The organism is Pseudomonas cavernae (assembly GCF_003595175.1).
Lineage (GTDB): Bacteria > Pseudomonadota > Gammaproteobacteria > Pseudomonadales > Pseudomonadaceae > Aquipseudomonas > Aquipseudomonas cavernae.
Window position 1 is genome coordinate 865563 of sequence record NZ_CP032419.1, and the last position, 18188, is coordinate 883750.

Annotated in this window: 14 protein-coding genes; 11 read left to right on the plus strand and 3 right to left on the minus strand. The window is 56.4% G+C overall.

Annotated features, from left to right (window positions below):
* Nucleotides 1-2 precede the first annotated feature (2 nt).
* A complete protein-coding gene (locus tag D3880_RS04000; RefSeq protein ID WP_218567594.1) occupies nt 3-2033 on the plus strand; it encodes a hypothetical protein in 2031 nt (676 codons plus the stop codon).
* A gap of 829 nt (nt 2034-2862) precedes the next feature.
* Here the strand turns inward: D3880_RS04000 and D3880_RS04010 are convergent.
* The 3 genes from D3880_RS04010 to D3880_RS04020 all read right to left on the minus strand — a co-directional run bounded on the left by D3880_RS04010 (nt 2863) and on the right by D3880_RS04020 (nt 6463).
* Nucleotides 2863-3693: an MBL fold metallo-hydrolase gene (locus D3880_RS04010; protein WP_218567595.1), complete on the minus strand. Its 831-nt coding sequence runs from the start codon at nt 3691-3693 to the stop codon at nt 2863-2865.
* 114 nt (nt 3694-3807) lie between these two features.
* Nucleotides 3808-4722 (minus strand): M24 family metallopeptidase, encoded by a 915-nt coding sequence (locus D3880_RS04015; protein ID WP_119892233.1) that lies wholly within the window; start codon nt 4720-4722, stop codon nt 3808-3810.
* Nucleotides 4723-5128: 406 nt separating this feature from the next.
* A complete protein-coding gene (locus D3880_RS04020; protein ID WP_119892234.1) occupies nt 5129-6463 on the minus strand; it encodes a spinster family MFS transporter in 1335 nt (444 codons plus the stop codon).
* A gap of 309 nt (nt 6464-6772) precedes the next feature.
* Between D3880_RS04020 and D3880_RS04025 the strand changes: the two genes are divergently transcribed.
* The 10 genes from D3880_RS04025 (at nt 6773) to D3880_RS04070 (ending at nt 18096) form a co-directional block, all read left to right on the plus strand.
* A complete protein-coding gene (locus D3880_RS04025) occupies nt 6773-7285 on the plus strand; it encodes a 2,4'-dihydroxyacetophenone dioxygenase family protein (RefSeq protein WP_119892235.1) in 513 nt (170 codons plus the stop codon).
* A 114-nt stretch (nt 7286-7399) separates the two neighbouring features.
* Entirely contained in the window at nt 7400-9268 is a 1869-nt protein-coding gene (locus D3880_RS04030; protein ID WP_119892236.1) for a DUF1302 domain-containing protein, read from the plus strand.
* A gap of 12 nt (nt 9269-9280) precedes the next feature.
* Entirely contained in the window at nt 9281-10648 is a 1368-nt protein-coding gene (locus tag D3880_RS04035) for a DUF1329 domain-containing protein (protein ID WP_119892237.1), read from the plus strand.
* A gap of 233 nt (nt 10649-10881) precedes the next feature.
* A complete protein-coding gene (locus tag D3880_RS04040; RefSeq protein WP_119892238.1) occupies nt 10882-11442 on the plus strand; it encodes a carboxymuconolactone decarboxylase family protein in 561 nt (186 codons plus the stop codon).
* 53 nt (nt 11443-11495) lie between these two features.
* Complete coding sequence (locus D3880_RS04045) at nt 11496-12491, plus strand: aldo/keto reductase (protein ID WP_238474436.1); 996 nt, start codon at nt 11496-11498, stop codon at nt 12489-12491.
* Between the two features lie 32 nt (nt 12492-12523).
* On the plus strand, nt 12524-13051 hold the full coding sequence (locus tag D3880_RS04050) for a VOC family protein (protein ID WP_119892239.1): 528 nt from the start codon (nt 12524-12526) through the stop codon (nt 13049-13051).
* Nucleotides 13052-13125: 74 nt separating this feature from the next.
* Nucleotides 13126-14100, plus strand: a complete 975-nt coding sequence (locus tag D3880_RS04055) for a quinone oxidoreductase family protein (protein ID WP_119892240.1) — start codon at nt 13126-13128, stop codon at nt 14098-14100.
* 65 nt (nt 14101-14165) lie between these two features.
* Nucleotides 14166-14942: an SDR family NAD(P)-dependent oxidoreductase gene (locus D3880_RS04060; RefSeq protein WP_119892241.1), complete on the plus strand. Its 777-nt coding sequence runs from the start codon at nt 14166-14168 to the stop codon at nt 14940-14942.
* A gap of 364 nt (nt 14943-15306) precedes the next feature.
* Nucleotides 15307-16371 carry an AraC family transcriptional regulator gene (locus tag D3880_RS04065; protein ID WP_119892242.1) on the plus strand — a complete coding sequence of 355 codons (1065 nt, stop codon included), beginning with the start codon at nt 15307-15309 and terminating at the stop codon, nt 16369-16371.
* An 897-nt stretch (nt 16372-17268) separates the two neighbouring features.
* Nucleotides 17269-18096 (plus strand): SDR family NAD(P)-dependent oxidoreductase, encoded by an 828-nt coding sequence (locus tag D3880_RS04070; protein ID WP_119892243.1) that lies wholly within the window; start codon nt 17269-17271, stop codon nt 18094-18096.
* The last annotated feature ends 92 nt before the right edge of the window (nt 18097-18188 follow it).

The window sequence follows — 18188 nt, forward strand, 5'->3', positions numbered from 1 at the left end:
TGATGCTGGAAATAAAAAGGCTAAAGATCGTTGCTAAAACCTCTGCCGGTGACTTTGGGGTGGATATCCCCTTTAAAAGCGGACTATTCGTACTTAGAGTCGAAAACACTCACGGCAAATCAACGTGCATGAACGCTATTGCCTACGCATTAGGCATGGAAAAATCCCTAGGCCTTGCTGACGTTAAGCTACCGTTTCCACCATCCCTGACCAAAGAAATCGAAGATGAAAACGGTATCGAGTTACCTGTTATCTCTTCTATGGTGTTGCTGGAAATAGCAAATAACACGGGCGAGATCGCGACGATAAAACGTCAGATTCTTGGCGTGTCTGAAGATAATGTTGCGTTTATCTATCCCACTGGAATTGAAGAAATCAGCGAGGGCCTGAGCCAAAAACTGTTTCTGCATAGAGAGGGCGATACCACACGCGCTCTTGGGTTTTACTACTGGTTAAGTAGGTTTGTAGGATGGAGCTTGCCGACGGTGCCAACCATCGACGGCCGCGAGGCACCTCTTTATCCGGCCGTATTTTTTCCCACATGGTTCGTCGAACAGAAAAAAGGATGGACATCCATCCAAGCAACAACACCGCTATTCCTAAAAATAAAAGAAGCAAAGAAGCGGTCCATTGAATTTATTTTGGCATTAGAAACAAACTCGATAGTTAACAAAAAATTTCAAATAAAAAGCGCCCTTGACGACCTTGCCTATTCTTGGAAAATCTGCAAAAAAACACTTTCCATCGCGGCTGCAAAAATCGGCGGAGAGGTGAGCGGAATACCTGAAGCACCAGAAAACAATTTTGACCCTTTTAAAATAGATGTGGGTGTAAAGCATCTGGGTAAATGGCGATCAATTCAGTTCTTAAAGAGCGAAACAGAAGCCGAACTGGATATATTCATTAAAGAGCTCCAGCTGAATAACTCAACAGCATCAAATGACACGCTGAGCCTAAAAAGGATAGATGACTGTAAGGGTGAAATACGCGAGCTATCCTATGGCGCGAATAGAATTGAAGAAGAAATCAGTTACTGCAATCAACAAATTCTCTCTGCTAGCACTAGGATAAACGCTCTCAAAGAAGACAGAAGAAAATATGAGGACCTAACTAAAATAGGTAAGCTGGAAAGCATCGCTGGAAGCTCGCTCGAAAAAGATACTTGCCCGACTTGCACCCAAGAGATTTCAGAAAACCTAGCGAGCTTGAGCAACAGTGCGCCTCTGATGTCACTTGATGAGAGCCTTGATTACATCAAGGAACAAGGAAAGGTATTTGAAAGTGTTAGATATGGACTAATTAAGCGAAAGAGTCTACAAGAGCTTGAGCGGAACCAAATAAACAAAAAAATCACTGTACTAATCGATGAGGTCAGCAGGCTTCAAAAAGCCGCGCTACCCTCCGACGCCTTGGTGTTAGAGGAAAATCTTCGAAAGAAAATAAACTTAGAGAATCGGATCAAAGACTACTCTGACGGTATATCTGCCATTCTGCAGGCAAGGCTAGAGTTAGATACTCATTTTAAAAGCTACAAAAAGCTCGTCCAGCAAAGAAGAAGTCTACCTCAAAATATACTTTCTATAACAGATACGCAAAAACTTCAAAGGCTAGGCGTGCATGTTGTTTCTCTACTGTCAAATTTTGGCTTTTCAAGCTTCAAACCGGAATTGATTCAAATTTCTGAAGAAACTTACCTGCCTACCCGCGAAGGTTTTGATCTCGGGTTTGATACGTCAGCCAGTGATGGGATTCGTATAATCTGGAGTTATCTAATTGGTTTATTCCAACTGGCTAACGAATATCAGACAAATCATCCAGGCATCCTTATTTTCGACGAGCCTCGGCAGCAAGAAGCGAAAAAAGTAAGTTTCACCGCTCTTCTCAAGGCAGCTTCTATTGCCAGCACAGGAAAAGGTCAGATCATTCTCGCCACATCCGAAGATGAGGATGCGCTGATTAGGGCACTGGAAGGCAACCCGTATACTCTCCACTCCTTCCCGGCAGAGGATGGAAAGATATTGCGCAAGCTATAGATGTGTTTGGTATCGCTCATCTTGCGATGAAAACAGCGGCTTGAAGAGCGCGGCCTATCTTGGTTGGTCGAGGCTCCAATTGAGGGGCGAGAGCGAGCTTGGCCTTAACCAAGACTTAAAGGCCATTTCCGCTCTCGGTCAGATGAGGCCGGTTACGAACGTCCGCTCCTGGCCGCAAACGGCCATCACTACTTAGGCTGGCGACGCGGACGACTCCAGCCCTGGGCCTCTTGCAAATCCACCCCACCTATCTCTTCCCGCAAGATGCCGACCTCTCTTTGGGCCTCGAAAGAAAGGCGAGCTTTGCTCCCTCGGATCTCTCGCGCCTCGATCACGATTCCGTCGCGCTGCAGCTGTACGTCTCGGCTGGCCTGCACCTCGACGTAATCCCCGAAATCAGACTACCCACAGCCCGGGTGCTGAGCTCCTGAACGTCGTGCGATTCCTTGCTTGCTCTCAGTCAATTTCATGAGCTTCCCGTTCAAACTGCTCGCCTGATGGGTGCCCGTGCGCTCGGTTAGAAACCCGGCCAACTCACGCTTGAGCGGGCAGAAAGCCCGCGATCAGAAGTTCGTTCCAAATTTACTTCGGCACAAATCAAAAGTAACGGTGACGTACATAGGTACCAACCGCGATGATGATGATCGAAAGAATTATGAACGCGCCGCTCATTTTGGTGACCCCTAGAGTTCTTGTAGTGGGGGGCTAGAAAACGGATGCATTAGCTGCGCCAGCCCTTCTATCCGGATTGATGAGGCAAGTCAGCAGGAGCGTTGTATTGACGCAAACGCAGGTCGTTGACCGAAGTGCTGAGCACGACCTCTGGCACTTAACCTGTACCCGTGTAACGTTCCAGTTCGACGGGGTCGTGAGCGCAGAACAACTCGACCTCATTCCCATGGTGTGCGGCTAAGTGGCGTAGCCGAGCCTGGTTTCGAAGACGTTGGCAGCGAATCGTCTGTACCGCTGCCTCGAACACCACTAGGCCGGCTGGCGCTTGAGGTCGCGAGCTGATCTGGCTGTGGTGGTAGTACGCGTCCCCGCAGTGTAGGAGCCACTTGTCTCCTTGGCGGACAGCTACCCCGGAATGGCCGCGGGTATGGCCAACCAGTGGAATGAGGAGCACGTCAGTACTCAGCCCTGGTATCGCTTGAATGCTCCCGAAGCCAAACCAACTGTCCCCTTGTTCCTCGTGCACCACCCAATGAGGGCTGTGCTCGAACTGGGGTTGTCGGAAACGAACCCGATCGCGCATGCGTGGCTTCAATACTGGCTCTAGCTCGGGCTTGAAAACATGCACCTTCGCCGCTGGGAAGTCGCTCAGTCCTCCTGCATGATCCATATCCAAATGAGTCGGCACGATATGCCGCACGTCGCAGGGGTCGTAGCCGAGCGCACGCACCTGCGAAAGTGCCGTTTCCTCCATGGAAAGCTGTGGATGGATGATTGAAAGAAATCCAGAACCGAGACGGCGCCGCGGGTCGCGTACATCAGCCTGACCGATTCCCGTATCCACTAGTACTAGCGACTCTGGGGTTTCGATGAGCAAGCAGTGGCAGATTAGCTTGCCGGGCTTGCGCCAGCTGCCGTACCCGTTGATCAGCCTCTGGCAGGCAACACACATGGTTCCGCAGTTGAGGTGATGGATACGAATACTCATTACTATTCCTTGACTGCCAATCTTGCTGGCTAGCGCTACCGTTCATTGGGGTCCGCTCTGGCTGGGAGGTATGGACCTTCAAATACGGTCTTATGGACGTTGTGATCGCTGGTACTAGTTCGCCGCCGCCGCGGCCTGGCGTTGTTTGGCTTCCAGCACGTGGGGGACGTTATCGTCCAACCAGTAGCAGCGGCCGGGCTCAACAACCAAGATTTCTTCGAATTTGGCGCCGCCTCCGGCCCAGCCGATGTGGGGTTCGATGGCCCATAGTCCGAGCTTTCGACCGATGTGCTCGGGAGTCAGCGTGGCTGACAGCCCCATCTTCAAGAAAGCCATGTTGGTCTCTAGAGAGAACCAGCCGAAGGAACGATTACCGATGCGCAGGTGTTTGCCTTGTTTGGGTTTGACACGGAATACGCGATGGCCAAGTACGCAATGCGGATACTTGCTGTGGACGTTGTCATAACCGGCATCTTTGATGCGCCGATCGATATCCAGCCAAATTTCGCCAGCGGTCATCGTGCTGCCGAACATCTTGGGTAGGTCTTCCCGCAGCTGCAGCAGGAAGGTTTTAGCTTTTTCCATTTCTTCGTTGGGTTTGAGGCAGACGGTATAACCCACATCTCCGATGTAACCGTCCACCACGGGAGAAACGTCCAAGATCACTACGTGGTCTTCCTCAAGCACGCGATCACTGGGGTGGTAGTCGCTGTAGGATTGGTACTCGTCGAAGCGTGAGTGCGAACCGAACCAAGCAAAAGCGCGGTGTAGATAGCGCTCGGTGCCGTGATCCTTCAGATAATTTTCCAGCAGAGTGGCGGCTTCGAGTTCGGTCATGCCGACCCGTAGGAGTTTGCTGACATGAACAACTGCGTCATAGGCCAGACGCTGTGCGGCAAGGTGCCCGTCCAAGGTTTCCTTGGGTGGCAGCTCCTCGGCCGCGCCGACATGGCGCGACGAAACTTTGGAGAACCACCGGTACATCCGATCCAGCATTCCATTCGGTTCGAGTTCGTAACCTATAGGCATAATCCAGCCTCCATCCACACTGACTTCTATCGATGTTCAGGTACATTCAGTCGTACCTGATCGACGTGCGTAACAGGCATGAACTGCCTGTGGGTTTTCTGTTTGGATCTGGATGTTAAGGCGCGAGACTCACGACCAATGATGCCGGCCCGACATCTAATGGTGCTTTTCGGCCAAGCTGGTGATTGCCTCAAGGGGGCGGGGTGCTGATGGGGCCTGGATGCAGCAACCCCGCGGTTCTGGCGGGGCGCATTGATCAAATGCGAGGGGACGTGGGGGGCAGAGCGTGACTCCCATCCGATTCAGGGTGATCCCTCTGGCTGCTCAGGCGCACCGCCGCCCCCGCACCGTCAGTTTCAGCATGGCAATCCACCAGATCGCAAATGGCTTATCCGTCTTGGTACCGTTACGCGGCCGGTGTAGCTGGTCGCCAAAGCGCCAGGTCCGCATGGGTCTTGCGGTAATGGATCAGGCCTCGCCCCAACAGCAGCGCGCCCGCGCTTAGACCGATGAGGGAGACGATAACCATCGAGTAACGCACTGCCGCCGGGTCACGGAACCCGTAGTCGGTAATCAGCGCGACCGCAGTTGGACCAAGGCCCAGGCCAATCATGCTGGCGATCAGGCTATACAAAGCAATAGCTTGCCCGCGCATCTGGTTGGGCATGATTTCCTGCAGGGCTGCGGCTGCAACGCCGATAGGCATGCTCATGAAGAACACCGCTGGAACTTGTAGCACTGCAGCCAGGGTGCCATTCGGTGCCAATGGAGCAAAGGCTGTGGGAAGCCCCAATACTGCGGCAAACAGGCCTACACGCATCGAGGCATCGCGGTAACCTCGCTTGCGAAGATAGTCAGCCAAACGTCCACCACTCACCACGCCGAGGCAGCCAAACACCAACACGATGCTGCCGTAGATCATGCCAACTTCAGTGGGGGTCCAACCGTAGGTGCGGATGAAAAAGCTCGGCGCCCAAGCCCCCATGCCATAACCAACCAGCATCAGCAACGCGAAACCGAAGTTGTGCAGGAGTACGGTTCTGCGATTGGACATGATGTAGCGCCCCACGTCCTTGACCGGGATTGCTACGCCGGCGCCCGCACCGCGGCGGGCGGGCTCCTTGATGGCCAGCAGGGTCAGTGTGAACGCGATACCTAGCGCACCCAGGATGACGAAGATCATCTGCCAATGGCGTATCTCGCCCAGGACCGGCAGCACGATGTCGCCCTGCGCCGAAGCAAACTTGATGATGAGACCACCAAGCATATAGGCCGCACCGGAGCCCAGGTACACGCCCATGGCGTAGACGCTCATGGCCGTAGCACGTCGATCATCAGGAAAACTGTCGGCAATGAGCGAATAGGCTGCCGGGTTGAGTGCTGCCTCGCCGGCACCCACGCCGATACGTCCGATCAGGAAATGCCAGTAATTCTTGGCAAGGCCACAGAAGGCGGTGGCGGCGCTCCAGACCAGAATGCCAATGGCGATTAGTCCACGACGGCTCCGGGAGTCAGCGGCACGCCCCAGAGGCAGCCCACAAAGCGTGTAGAAGACAGCAAATGCTAGGCCCATTAGCAGACTGATTTGTGTGTCATTCAACAGCAGGTCGCGGCGGATCGGTTCGACCAAGAGGCTCAATATCTGTCGGTCCACGAACGACAAGATGTACGCAAGCATCAGGATGAACACCATGCTCCAGGCACGCTGAGGGGAGGGGTAACCAGTATTGTTATTGTTCATTTTTCGACCTATCGATGGGCGGGTGGGGCCGCAAGCTACGCCTCATAACGCGGGGCGTAGTGGGTATCGCAAACACTATTCGTGGCGCATATGGATCATGAGAAGTCGCGCTTATATCGTTCCAAAACGGCGCTCGTTCTCCATTTTATATATGCCACCCCCATTTCTCTGGCGCTAGTCGTTAAGCGACCGGGCTGTCCAGTTGGCTGAAAAGCACAATCAATTGGCGTAACTGAATAATTCCGAGGGCAGGCAGCTGTTTAGGCTTGGCGTCAAATAAAAACCCTCCTAAGGAGTGACGCCGTGGCAATGCCCATTTCCGTCTATAGCCATCACGAGCTACTGACGCTGAACACCAAAGAACTGCCGATTTACGAAGACGCAATGGCCCCGTATTTCCCAGGGGTAGATTTGCAGCCCCTGTATCTGGACCCCAGCTTGGGGGTCTGGGTGTTGCGGGTGATCTTCCATCCCGGGGTCACGCTGCCTTGCCACTACCACACCGGCACCGTTCACCTGTTCACGATGTCCGGCAAGTGGAACTACGTGGAGTATCCCGACCAGCCGCAAACCGCAGGCAGCTACCTGTTCGAGCCAGGCGGCTCGATTCACACCTTCATGACCCCGGCAGACAACACCGAGCCGACGGACACCTTCATGGTGGTGTACGGCGCGAACGTCAATTTTGATGCCCAAGGCAACTACCTCGGAATGATGGATGCCAACGACATCATGTTGGCCATCGAAAACCTGGTGCAGGCGCGAGGTTTGGAGCCGGCCAAGTACATCCGACCGCTACCGGCTGCGTACACCACAAAGTGAACCGCCGTACCTGGGCAAGGATGGCCCGGGTAGCTGCTGAGCGTCGCAAAAGGAATTAGTCGCTCAACACTGAACCTAGATCCATCTCCGCTTATAAGAATAATGAGGCGTGAAATGTATTCATCACAAAAGTTCGCGGGCATTAAAGCCAGCGCGCTGGCCGTCGCCGTTTGCTCGGCAATGGTGGGCAAAGCCAATGCTTTTACCTTCAACTATGGCGAGCTTGAAGGGCAGTTCGACTCCGCACTCTCGGTAGGTGCCAGCTGGGCCGCATCCGATCCAAAATCCAGCCTAATCGGCGTCAACAACGGCGGTACTGGCAGCAGTACAACCAGTGACGACGGCCGCCTTAACTTCAAGAAGGGCGAAACTTTCTCGAAGATTTTCAAGGGCGTGCACGACCTGGATCTGCGCTACCGAAACTACGGCTTCTTTGCGCGGGGCAAGTACTGGTACGACTTTGAACTCAAGGACGAAAGCCGCCCCTTCAAGGACATCGACGACACCAACCGTAAGCGTGGTGCACAGTCCTCCGGCGCCGAACTGCTGGATATGTTCGCCTATTACAACTACGACCTCGCCGGCATGTCCGGCTCGTTTCGGGTAGGCAAGCAGGTCGTTAGCTGGGGCGAAAGTACCTTCATCGGTGGCGGTATCAACTCCATCAACCCGGTGGACATATCGGCTCTGCGCCGTCCTGGCTCAGAGCTGAAAGAAGGTCTGATTCCGGTCGAGATGATCTATCTGACTCAGGGTCTGACCGAGAATACGTCGGTGGAAATGTTCTATCAGTTGGACTGGAAGCAAATCGTCCTGGACAACTGTGGCACCTACTTCGGCATCGACAATATGGCCGACGGCTGCCTTGCCAATACCGTGAGTGCCAACCTGACGGGCAATCCGGCGGCCGTTGCCGCGCTGACTCCTGAAGGCGTAGTCCTGACCCCGGAAGGCATTCAGATACCGCGAGCGGGCGACAATGACGCGCGCAACGGCGGGCAGTGGGGGGCGGCGTTGCGTTGGAACTCGTTGTTGCTGGATACCGAGTTCGCGGCCTACTTCATGAACTACCACAGTCGTTTGCCCTACTACAGCCTGATCACCGGCCCGCACACCGCCGACACTGGCTTTGCTGGCGCCCTGTGTTCCAACGCCGGGGTTGGCGGTGCCGCCTGCGCCGGTCTAGCCAATGCACTGGGTGGGGCCTACCGCCTGGGCACCTCGCAGTACTTCGTCGATTACCCTGAAGACGTTCGTCTATATGGCTTGAGCTTCGCCACCACGCTATCAATCGGTACTGCCATTCAGGGCGAACTCTCGTTCCGCCCCAATGCGCCATTACAGATCAGTGGCACCGACATGACCCTGGCGGCCCTGGGCACACCTGCTGTTTCGCCGGTTTACAGCACCGGTCTGTACGACGTAGCGAACAACCAGACCATCAGTGGCTACCAGCGCAAGGACATGACTCAGCTGCAGGCTGGTGCCACGCATATCTTCAACCGCGTCGCTGGCGCCGATCGCCTGATTCTGGTGGGTGAGGCGGCCGTAGTACACACCGGCGGGCTGGACAACAAGTTAGGTGTTCGCTTCGGTCGTGATGGCGCTTTTGGCCAAGGCGTGTTGGCTAACAATGCCCTGTGTACCGCATCGACCAACACCTCCAACCCGCAGTACTGCAACGACGAAGGTTTTACCACCTCAACGGCCTGGGGCTACCGCCTGCGCGGGGTCCTCGATTACCGCGATGTGCTGCCGAGCTTGAACATGCGCCCATCCCTGGCCTTCTCCCATGACGTGGACGGCTATGGTCCGTCGATCTCACCGTTCCTGGAAGACAGCAAGGCAATCAGCATCGGCGTCGATGGCGACTACGACAGCCTCTACACCATGAGCCTGTCGTACACCAATTACTTCGACGGCAAGTACAACACCCAAGTTGATCGTGACTTCGTCGCGCTGAGCTTCGGTGTCAACTTCTGAGGAGATACAGACATGAACAACTACAAGCATCTGTTCCAGGGGGTCAGCGTTGCGCTGACCTTGTTGAGCGTTAGCGCCATGGCAGCTGTCACCCCAGAGGTGGCCGATCAGTTGGGCAAGAAACTCACTCCGATGGGTGCCGAGCGTGCCGGCAATGCCGACGGTAGCATTCCCGAATGGACCGGTGGCCTGCCCACCAATATCGGTAGCGTGGATGAACGCGGATTTCGCCAGAACATCTTCAAGGATGAGAAGCCGCTACTGACCATCGATGCATCCAACTATGGGCAGTACAAAGACAAGCTCTCAGTTGGCCAGCAAGCGATGTTCACGCGCTACCCCAAAACTTTCAAGATGCACGTCTATCCGACGCATCGCACTCTGGCGCTCACCGACGATGTTTATGCCGACACAAAAAAGAACGCCACCACCACACAGCTGACGTCCGATGGTTTTGGCATTCAGAACTACTTCCGCGGTGTAGCCTTCCCGATTCCGCAAAATGGCAACGAGCTGATCTGGAACCACCTCACCCGTCCGATCGGCTCCGGCTACCGCCGCACCACCATCACGGCGGTACCGGAGGCCGACGGCAAGTTCACCGCCAATGCCATGCTGCAGGAGCTGCAGATTGCCTCGTATCTGACCGATTACGACAAGCTGGAAAACAAGAATCTGGCGGGTTTCTACAAGCTGCGCAACCTCTCTCCGGCCATCTATGCGGGTAACGTTTTCGTCACGCACGACTCGTTCAATCCGGTGGCCGAGCCGCGCTCGGCCTGGAGCTACAACGCAGGCCAGCGTCGGGTCCGCCGCGCACCGCAGATCGCCTATGACGGCCCTTCCTCGACCGGCGGCGCCCAGCACACTGCCGACAACTTCACCATGTTTAACGGCGCGACTGACCGCTACGACTGGAAGATCGTCGGTAAGCGCGAGATGTACATTCCGTACAACAACTACGCGCTGGAAGACCCGAAGCTCACGTATGACGACATCGTCAAGCCAGGCCACCTGAACCCCGAGTACGTACGCTACGAGTTGCATCGTGTCTGGGTCCTGGAAGCCACTTTGCGTGAAGGGAAGCGGCACATGTACGCCAAGCGCGAGATGTACCTCGACGAGGACAGCTGGTCCATTTCGCTGGTCGACCACTACGACAACCGCGGCAATTTCTGGCGCCTGTCGGAGGCGTATCTCACACAGCTGTATGACATCAAGGTCATGGCGATGCCTATCGAGAGTTGCTACGACATAGTCAACGGACGCTACTTCACCGCCGGCCTGCGCAACGAAGTTCCGACGAAAGCTGAATACAACGCCACTGCCGCATTTTCGAACTTCAGCCCCAACTCGCTGCGTACGAGTGGCGTGCGCTAAATCGTGAACAGCGGGGTGGGCCAGCCCCCCCCTGCGTCTGGGGACACGACAGCGATCGGTGGGGCAAACGGTATTGGTTATTGGCGGCAGCCAAATCATCTACGTCCCACTGCTCTTTATGTCCTCGAAAAGCGTTTACGTCACGGGTCAGTACCTCGCGGTGGACTCGGGAATCAACGGGCTGTAACGCCCACTTCACAGCACATTTTTGTAGTAGCCATAGGAAGCCCTTTATGAGCGTCAGCATCGCTTTGCCTGAAGATCACGAATTGCCCAAGGAAGTTGCCGCGCTGCTCAAGCAGCTCCCCCCGGCAAACATCTTCCGCATGATGGCCAATGCGCCGTCCAGCTTGGCTGGATTCATTCAGTTGGCCAGCTCCATCTTGATGAACAGCGAGTTCGATGCGCGCAAGCGTGAAATTGCCATCCTGCGCATCGGCAAGGTCACCGCCTCCATCTACGAATGGGAGCAGCACGTGCTGATCGCCCAGCGCGCCGGGGTGACTCCAGAAGAGATTGCCCAGATCGACGTCGACGGACCGGTCACAGGTTTGGATGAAGAGGGGCGCTTGCTCTGTCGCGTGGCCGAGGAAATTTCGCTCAACGTACGGCTCAGCGATGAAGCGCTGGCGCTGCTGCTGGAGCGCTACGGGCGGCGTCAGACCACCGAACTGATCCTCTGCTGCTCCTACTTCAACATGGTCAGTCGCTTCCTGGAGTCCACCCGCGTGGAGCTCGATGCCGACCTGAAGAAGCTGCATACCGAAAGCAACGGTCAGCTCAAGCTGGGTTAAACCGCTGCCCGGCACTTGATGCCGGGCAACCAAGATGAATGAGGTCTTTGGGCATGATCGCCAACAAACATCTGCGAACGCTGGGCCACGGCACCGGCATACAGACGCCGGTGATGTCGCTGGGCTGCTTCTCCATGAGCAACGCCTACGGACGGCGCGACGATAGCGAATCGCTGCGTGTGATCCACAGGGCGCTGGATGAGGGCATCAACCTGCTCGATACCGCGGACTACTACGGCTGGGGGCACAACGAAGAGCTGATAGCCAAGGCCATTGCCGGACGCCGCGCCGGCGTGCTGCTTTCGAGCAAATTCGGCTATGTGCCTAAGGCCAATCTGCCCTTCGGCTTGGACAGTCGTCCGGAATACGTCAAACAGGCCTGCGAAGCCTCGCTGTTCCGCCTGAATACGGACTGCATCGATCTGTACTTCCAGCACCGGCTGGATCCACAGGTACCGATCGAAGAAACAGTCGGAGCCATGGCGGAGCTTGTGCAGGAGGGCAAGGTACGTCGCCTGGGGCTGTGCGAGGTCTCGGAGCAAACCTTGCGCAAGGCCCATGCGGTACACCCCATTTCGGCGGTGCAGGTGGAGTACTCGCTGTGGACGCGTGAGATCGAGCAACAGCTCGGGTTCTATGATGAGCTCGGCGTGTCGGTGATGGCGTTCTCACCGCTGGCGCGGGGCATGCTTTCCGGTCAGCTGCGCAGCCTGGAGCAAATGGAAGCCAGCGACGTACGCCGATTCTCGCCGCGCTTCTACCCGGAAAACTTTCCCAAGAATCTGGCCCTGGTCGATCAGCTCGGCGAGATAGCCAAGCGCTTCGACTGCACCAGTGCGCAGCTCGCGCTGGCCTGGCTGTTCCGCCAGCACCCCAATGTGATTGCGATCTGCGGTAGCGACACCCTGCCATTTCTCGATGACAACCTCGGTGCGCTGGCCGTCGAGCTGGATGACGCCACGAGTGAAGTCATCAGCGCGCTGTTTCAGCCGGGCAAAGTTCATGGCGACCGTTATCACCCATTGTTGCAGCAGATGCTGGACAAGTAAGCGTTTCTACCTAGAACAAGCGGAGTATCAAGATGAGCAGAATCTTCGGAAAAGTTGCCCAGAACGGGTATGTGGTCAAGGACATCAAGGCGGCGATGGACCATTGGATCAACGTTCTCGGTGTGGGGCCCTGGTTCTATGTGGAAAAGGTTCCCACCGACTACTTCCGTCACCGTGGAGTCGATTCAGGTATGCAGTTCAGCGCTGCTTTGGCCAACTCCGGTGACCTGCAGATCGAGCTGATCCAGCAGCTTAACGATGAGCCATCGATGTACAAGGAATTCCTCGACGCTGGCAACGAGGGCCTGCAGCACGTCGCCTACTGGGTAACCAACTACGACGAGGTCTACAACAATGCCTTGGCCGCAGGCCTCAAGGTGGGTCACGAAGGTCAGATCGGCGGACCCCAGGGCCGCTTCTCCTACTTCGATACCGAGTTGCATCCCGGCTGTGTGGTCGAGCTGAGCGACATCAGCGGTCAGAAGGGCAAGTACTTCGAAATGATCAAGGCGGCATCGGTGAATTGGGACGGCAAAGATCCGATTCGCAAAGTCGGCTAGGCCACCCGCGCACCGTTTCGGGCTGCCGACCCGGTGGCCTGATCAACCTCAATGCTAGGTAAGGAAGATTTGATATGCGTGCACTCGTCAACGGCAACAAGGGCCCGGAAATTATTGAACTGGATGTTCCTAAACCGGGACCTAATCAGGTGCTGGTAAAGGTACACGCGTGTTCGCTGAACCGTGCGGATCTCCTGATTCTTAACGGAGCCACTCATGGTTTTCAGAGCGCCCAGGCCAATCAGCCGATGGGAATGGAGTGGTCTGGAGAGGTGGTCGAGCTCGGGGCTGGAGTCGAGCACTGGAAAGTCGGTGACAGGGTCATGTCGGCGGGCATGGGCGCGTTTGCAGAGTATGTTCTGGGTTTTGAATGGGTCATGTATCCGATTCCTGAAGGCATGAGCTACGAAGAAGCCACTACGCTGCCGGTGGCGATTCAGACCATGCACGATGCCCTCGCCACCAATGGTCAACTCAAAGTAGGTCAGAGCGTGCTGATTCAAGGCGCTAGCACGGCAGTGGGCCTCATGGGCATGCAGGTAGCCAAGCAGCTAGGCGCCAAGCTAGTGATCGGCACTTCCACGAACGAGGAGCGTCGTGCGCGTCTCAGCGATTTTGGTGCCGACCTGGCCCTCAACTCACGCGATCCGAACTGGGTGCAAGCAGTATTAGATGCCACCGCGGGGCAAGGTGTTGACCTGGTTATCGATCATGTCGCTGGTGACGTGATTAACGACACCATGCGTGCTACTAAAGTGGCCGGGCGTATCGTCAATATTGGTCGTCTGGCGGGTGAGTCAGGGCATTTTGACTTCGATCTCCACAACATGAAGCGCCTGACCTATGTGGGCGCCTCGTTCCGCACGCGCAATCCACTGGAAATTGTCCAGGTCATTCAAGCAGCCAAGTCCGCGCTGGGCTCAGCCATTGCTGCCAAGGCATTGCGAGTGCCCGTCGATGCGGTATTCGCCTTCGCCGACTTCGCTCAGGCACTGGAGCGCATGCAGCGCAACCACCACTTCGGGAAGATCGTATTGCAGGTTGTTTAGCCACCGCTGAGCAGTTGCCGAGAGGAACTCCAAAGGTCGGTACCAACCAGAGCAGGAGAGCAGTAATGAGCTTATTTGACGGCAAGATTGCGCTGGTCACCGGGGGCGCGGGGGGCATTGGCGCAGCCACGGTGAAGATGCTGGCGCAGCGTGGAGCGACGGTTATCGCTGCGGATATCGCCGACAATCCAGGATCGGCTTTGCGTGGGGTGGACGTCGAGTATGTGCAGCTGGACGTGTCCAGCGAAGCGCAATGGAAACAAGTCGTGGGATCGCTCGTTGAGCGTCACGGCGCGTTACATGTGTTGGTCAATGGAGCCGGCATTGAAGGCAAAGTTACTGCAGGCGGGCTGGAAAGCACGTCGCTGGAAGATTGGCGACGCGTGATGCACATCAATCTTGACGGCACCTTTCTTGGCTGCCGGGAAGTTATGCCGGTGATGAAGAGGCAGGGAAGTGGTTCGATCGTCAACATTTCTTCGCTCGCCTCGTATTACCCGACGCTGTACAGCGTGGCATATGGCGCGAGCAAAGGAGCGGTGACGCAGTTGACCAAATCGGTGGCTTTGGCAGGTAGCCAGGGTGCGAAGGTACGCTGCAACTCGGTGCACCCCGGCGTGATTGCAACGCAAATGATCGCCAACATCGCCCGTCAGTTGCAGCAGGCTGCGGATGAAAACACCACCTCGTCCATTCAGCGCTATGCCTCCAGTATTCCCTTGGGGCAAGCCGGTACCCCTGATGACGCGGCCGCGCTCATTGCGTTTCTGGCTTCGGATGAAGCGGCGTATATCACCGGTTCCGAGTTCGTCGTGGATGGGGGCTCGCACTTGCTGCGCTGATGGATGTCGGTGTGCTAGTGACCACGTCGCGGTGAATATTCGCCGATGCGCTGTTTCGGGCTCGGGCGATCTGGGTTGGACACAGGCCATCACAAAGCGGTATACGGAGCAGTGCGCGGCCAACCCCGCATCGACGCAGTGCGAGCCTTGCGGCGGCTTTTCCTTTTTAGTTTTCTGACGCCGACACTGTGGGACTCAGCTCGAATGGGTCGGGTAGCGCGGTCACCACATGATGCGCCAGCCAGAAGCTGACGCGTTCTCCTGCCCAGGTACGAGAATCAAAATCTGCCGGCGCTGGAGATCAATTTCAGCGTTGCTGGCGCACCACCGGAATGGTTAACGTACCGCAAAAAGGGACCGTTCCATGGAGCCGAGCAACACTAAAAACGAAGGTCATATTTCGATGACCACGCCGATGGTGACGCCTCACCTACCGGCGTTGTTGATGCAGGTATTACTTGAGCAGGGCTTGAACGCCAACGAGCTGCTCGATGAGACCGGTGTTGTGTTGGAGCATTTTTCTCAACCCCAACACCTATTCAGCTACCAGCAGCTAGCGACCATCATTACGCGTGGGTTGCGGCTGACCGGCAACCCCCGGCTGGGGTTGCTGTTCGGGCAGCGCGTGCGTCATTCGCATATGGCCGAATTAGGTGTCGCACTGTCTTGCGCGCCAAATATGGAGACGGTTTACCAGATCATGAAGCGCTACCAGAAAATCTTGGGGAGCGCTTTCAACATCCGCAAAGTCGATCATGCGAGCCATGTGGCGCTGATCGCCAATAAGCTCATTCCACTTGGTAGCAACTATCATTTCAATCAGGAGTCTTGGTTGTCCTCACTGGCCTGCAGTCTGGCACGCGCGCTCGAAACACCATTGTCGGCACTGAATTTCCAAGTGGAGTTCGACTATCCGGAGCCAAGCAACAGCGATCCCTTTTACGAGCTCTTCGGCGACAAAGTGCGGTTCTCGCAAAAACACAGCCAGCTACTCGTATCGCGGGAGCTAACCCATATACCGCTCACAACGGCATGCCCGACTTACCTGAAGCTGGCGCTCGAAGAGTGCGAACGAGCCTGTCAGCGAAGCCTCAGGCCGACTTCGCTTCCGGAACGTATCCGCAGCCATCTGCGCAACCTGTTGGATGCCCCCCCTACCGCCGATGAAGTGGCAAGCCATTTCAACATGTCCACGCGCACTCTCAATAGACGCCTGGAAGACCTTGACCTGCATTTCCGGCAGATCCTCAAGGAGGTCAAGTTCGATATGGCCAGCCAGTTACTGCGAACCACGGAGATGCCGATCGGGCTGGTAGCTCAGCGCTCAGGCTTTACCGAGGCCTCCAACTTCGTTAAAGCATTTCGCGAATGGTCGGGCACCACCCCCAGTCGTTACCGCAATCAGTTGCGGGCTACGGAGATGCATTGATTGAGATGCTTATCGGGCACCGACCAACCCCTCCGCGGGGAGATATGCACCGTCAGATGTTCGCTCCGGCTTCCTGGGCACTTGCTTCGCTGACCTGCCGTATGCGGTGAGTGCCGTCCCACGTCAGTGCAGCGAGTTGTACCTGTTCGAATTATTGCCCTGGGCGCCATTGAGGTCCGATAGCTCTCCCATGGTGCCGGGCATTGTGAAGGTAATCCCTCTGCTATGGAGCGCTATTGAACCAGTGTGCGGACGTTGCTCCGGGGAGCAGCATTTGCTCGCAGAGTGCGCTTTGGGCCACTCCCAATGGGTTGGCTGAAAAACACCAAAAGATGACGATACGCGAACACCAGTACTCCACGAGGCGCCTTACCATCTAGTCACATGACAACTTACGTGGGGCACCATCACGATGTTTAGCCCAAACGGGAAAGCGGTTCTGGCAACTGGCTCCGCAGCCGGAATTGGTGAAGTAGATGCCCTGTACATGACCCGGGAAGGTGCCACGCTGGCACTGGTAAATTGATGGGACGCCGCTGTAATCGCGCAGCTGCTTATGGCGTGAGCGTCCACCTAACCGCTACCGCAAGACTCTCAAGCATCAGCAATAGGTCCCATCATCTTGGCCGATTAGCACCAAAAACTGTCGTACTGGAAATATCCCCTCCCGCCCCCTCGCCCTAACATCTGGCAATCCCAGCCCGAAGCTCGGCCATCTACGGTCACTGAGCCAGAGGTGACGGAACAATAAGACTGCGGCGCCACATCCATAGCACCCAACCACAAGAGCTCGCCACCCCAACGTGCTGCCGGGACAGTTACAGGAGCGCCTTGCAACTACCGCACAAGCTGTGGCCGCCCTGCATCCGCTCCCTTCCAACAATAAGGAAAGACGTTATGACCACGCCCCAACCCCTGCCCCTGTCCGCCGAATCCCAGGGCCTTGCCCCCGGCCGAGGCCGTCTGGACGGCCGCAAAATCTTGGTGATCGGCGGCGGCCAGCGCGTATTCGACGTTGCCACCGACCCGGTCGGCAATGGCCGCGCCATGTGCCTGCTGTATGCCCGTGAGGGGGCCGCTGTGGCCGTGGCTGACGTCAATCTGGCAAGCGCCGAGGACACCCTGAGGCTGATCCAGGCTGAAGGCGGCAAGGGCTGCGCCATCGCCACGGATGTGCAGCAGGAAAGCCAGGTGATCGCCATGTTTGAAACTGCCCGCGCACAGATGGGCGGTCTCGATGGCGTAGTGTTCAATGTCGGCACTTTCTGCGCGCTGGGTATGGATATCTCGCTGGAGGAATGGAACCGACTGATCGCGATCAATCAGACCGGCGCCATGCTGTGTGGCCGCGAAGCCATTAAACGCATGGATGCGGGCGGATCGCTGGTTCTTACCTCCTCGGTCGCCGGCTTCAAGTTCGGTTCGCAAATGATCGCCTATGACACCACCAAGGCCAGTCTGATGGGCCTGCTGCGCTTCTTCGCCGGCGCCGGATCCATACGTCATATCCGCACCAACATGGTCGTTCCGGGCCTGGTCGACACCCCCAACGGCCGTAGCGCTGGTGCAGGCCGCGAATCGCGCGGGACCGGCGACATCTTGCCGTTCAAACGCCAGTGCACGGCATGGGAGATTGCCTATGCGTCACTGTTCTTCATGTCCAACGAGAGCGTTTATGTGACCGCTCAGTATCTGGCGGTCGATTCCGGCATCACTGGACTCTGAGTCTGCCGCAGCGGGGCTTCATGTCTTCGCCAAGGACATGAAGCCTTGATCTCAGCAGAGCCCAGACATTGCAGCACTAGAGAGGATGCGAT

Bases quoted from the DNA above. Each gene is read 5' to 3' on its own strand.
- D3880_RS04000 (WP_218567594.1), top strand. From the start codon at position 3: ATGCTGGAAATAAAAAGGCTAAAGATCGTTGCTAAAACCTCTGCCGGT.
- D3880_RS04010 (WP_218567595.1), bottom strand. From the start codon at position 3,693: ATGAGTATTCGTATCCATCACCTCAACTGCGGAACCATGTGTGTTGCC.
- D3880_RS04020 (WP_119892234.1), bottom strand. From the start codon at position 6,463: ATGAACAATAACAATACTGGTTACCCCTCCCCTCAGCGTGCCTGGAGC.
- D3880_RS04060 (WP_119892241.1), top strand. From the start codon at position 14,166: ATGAGCTTATTTGACGGCAAGATTGCGCTGGTCACCGGGGGCGCGGGG.
- D3880_RS04040 (WP_119892238.1), top strand. From the start codon at position 10,882: ATGAGCGTCAGCATCGCTTTGCCTGAAGATCACGAATTGCCCAAGGAA.
- D3880_RS04030 (WP_119892236.1), top strand. From the start codon at position 7,400: ATGTATTCATCACAAAAGTTCGCGGGCATTAAAGCCAGCGCGCTGGCC.
- D3880_RS04025 (WP_119892235.1), top strand. From the start codon at position 6,773: ATGCCCATTTCCGTCTATAGCCATCACGAGCTACTGACGCTGAACACC.
- D3880_RS04065 (WP_119892242.1), top strand. From the start codon at position 15,307: ATGGAGCCGAGCAACACTAAAAACGAAGGTCATATTTCGATGACCACG.
- D3880_RS04055 (WP_119892240.1), top strand. From the start codon at position 13,126: ATGCGTGCACTCGTCAACGGCAACAAGGGCCCGGAAATTATTGAACTG.
- D3880_RS04045 (WP_238474436.1), top strand. From the start codon at position 11,496: ATGATCGCCAACAAACATCTGCGAACGCTGGGCCACGGCACCGGCATA.
- D3880_RS04015 (WP_119892233.1), bottom strand. From the start codon at position 4,722: ATGCCTATAGGTTACGAACTCGAACCGAATGGAATGCTGGATCGGATG.
- D3880_RS04035 (WP_119892237.1), top strand. From the start codon at position 9,281: ATGAACAACTACAAGCATCTGTTCCAGGGGGTCAGCGTTGCGCTGACC.
- D3880_RS04070 (WP_119892243.1), top strand. From the start codon at position 17,269: ATGACCACGCCCCAACCCCTGCCCCTGTCCGCCGAATCCCAGGGCCTT.
- D3880_RS04050 (WP_119892239.1), top strand. From the start codon at position 12,524: ATGAGCAGAATCTTCGGAAAAGTTGCCCAGAACGGGTATGTGGTCAAG.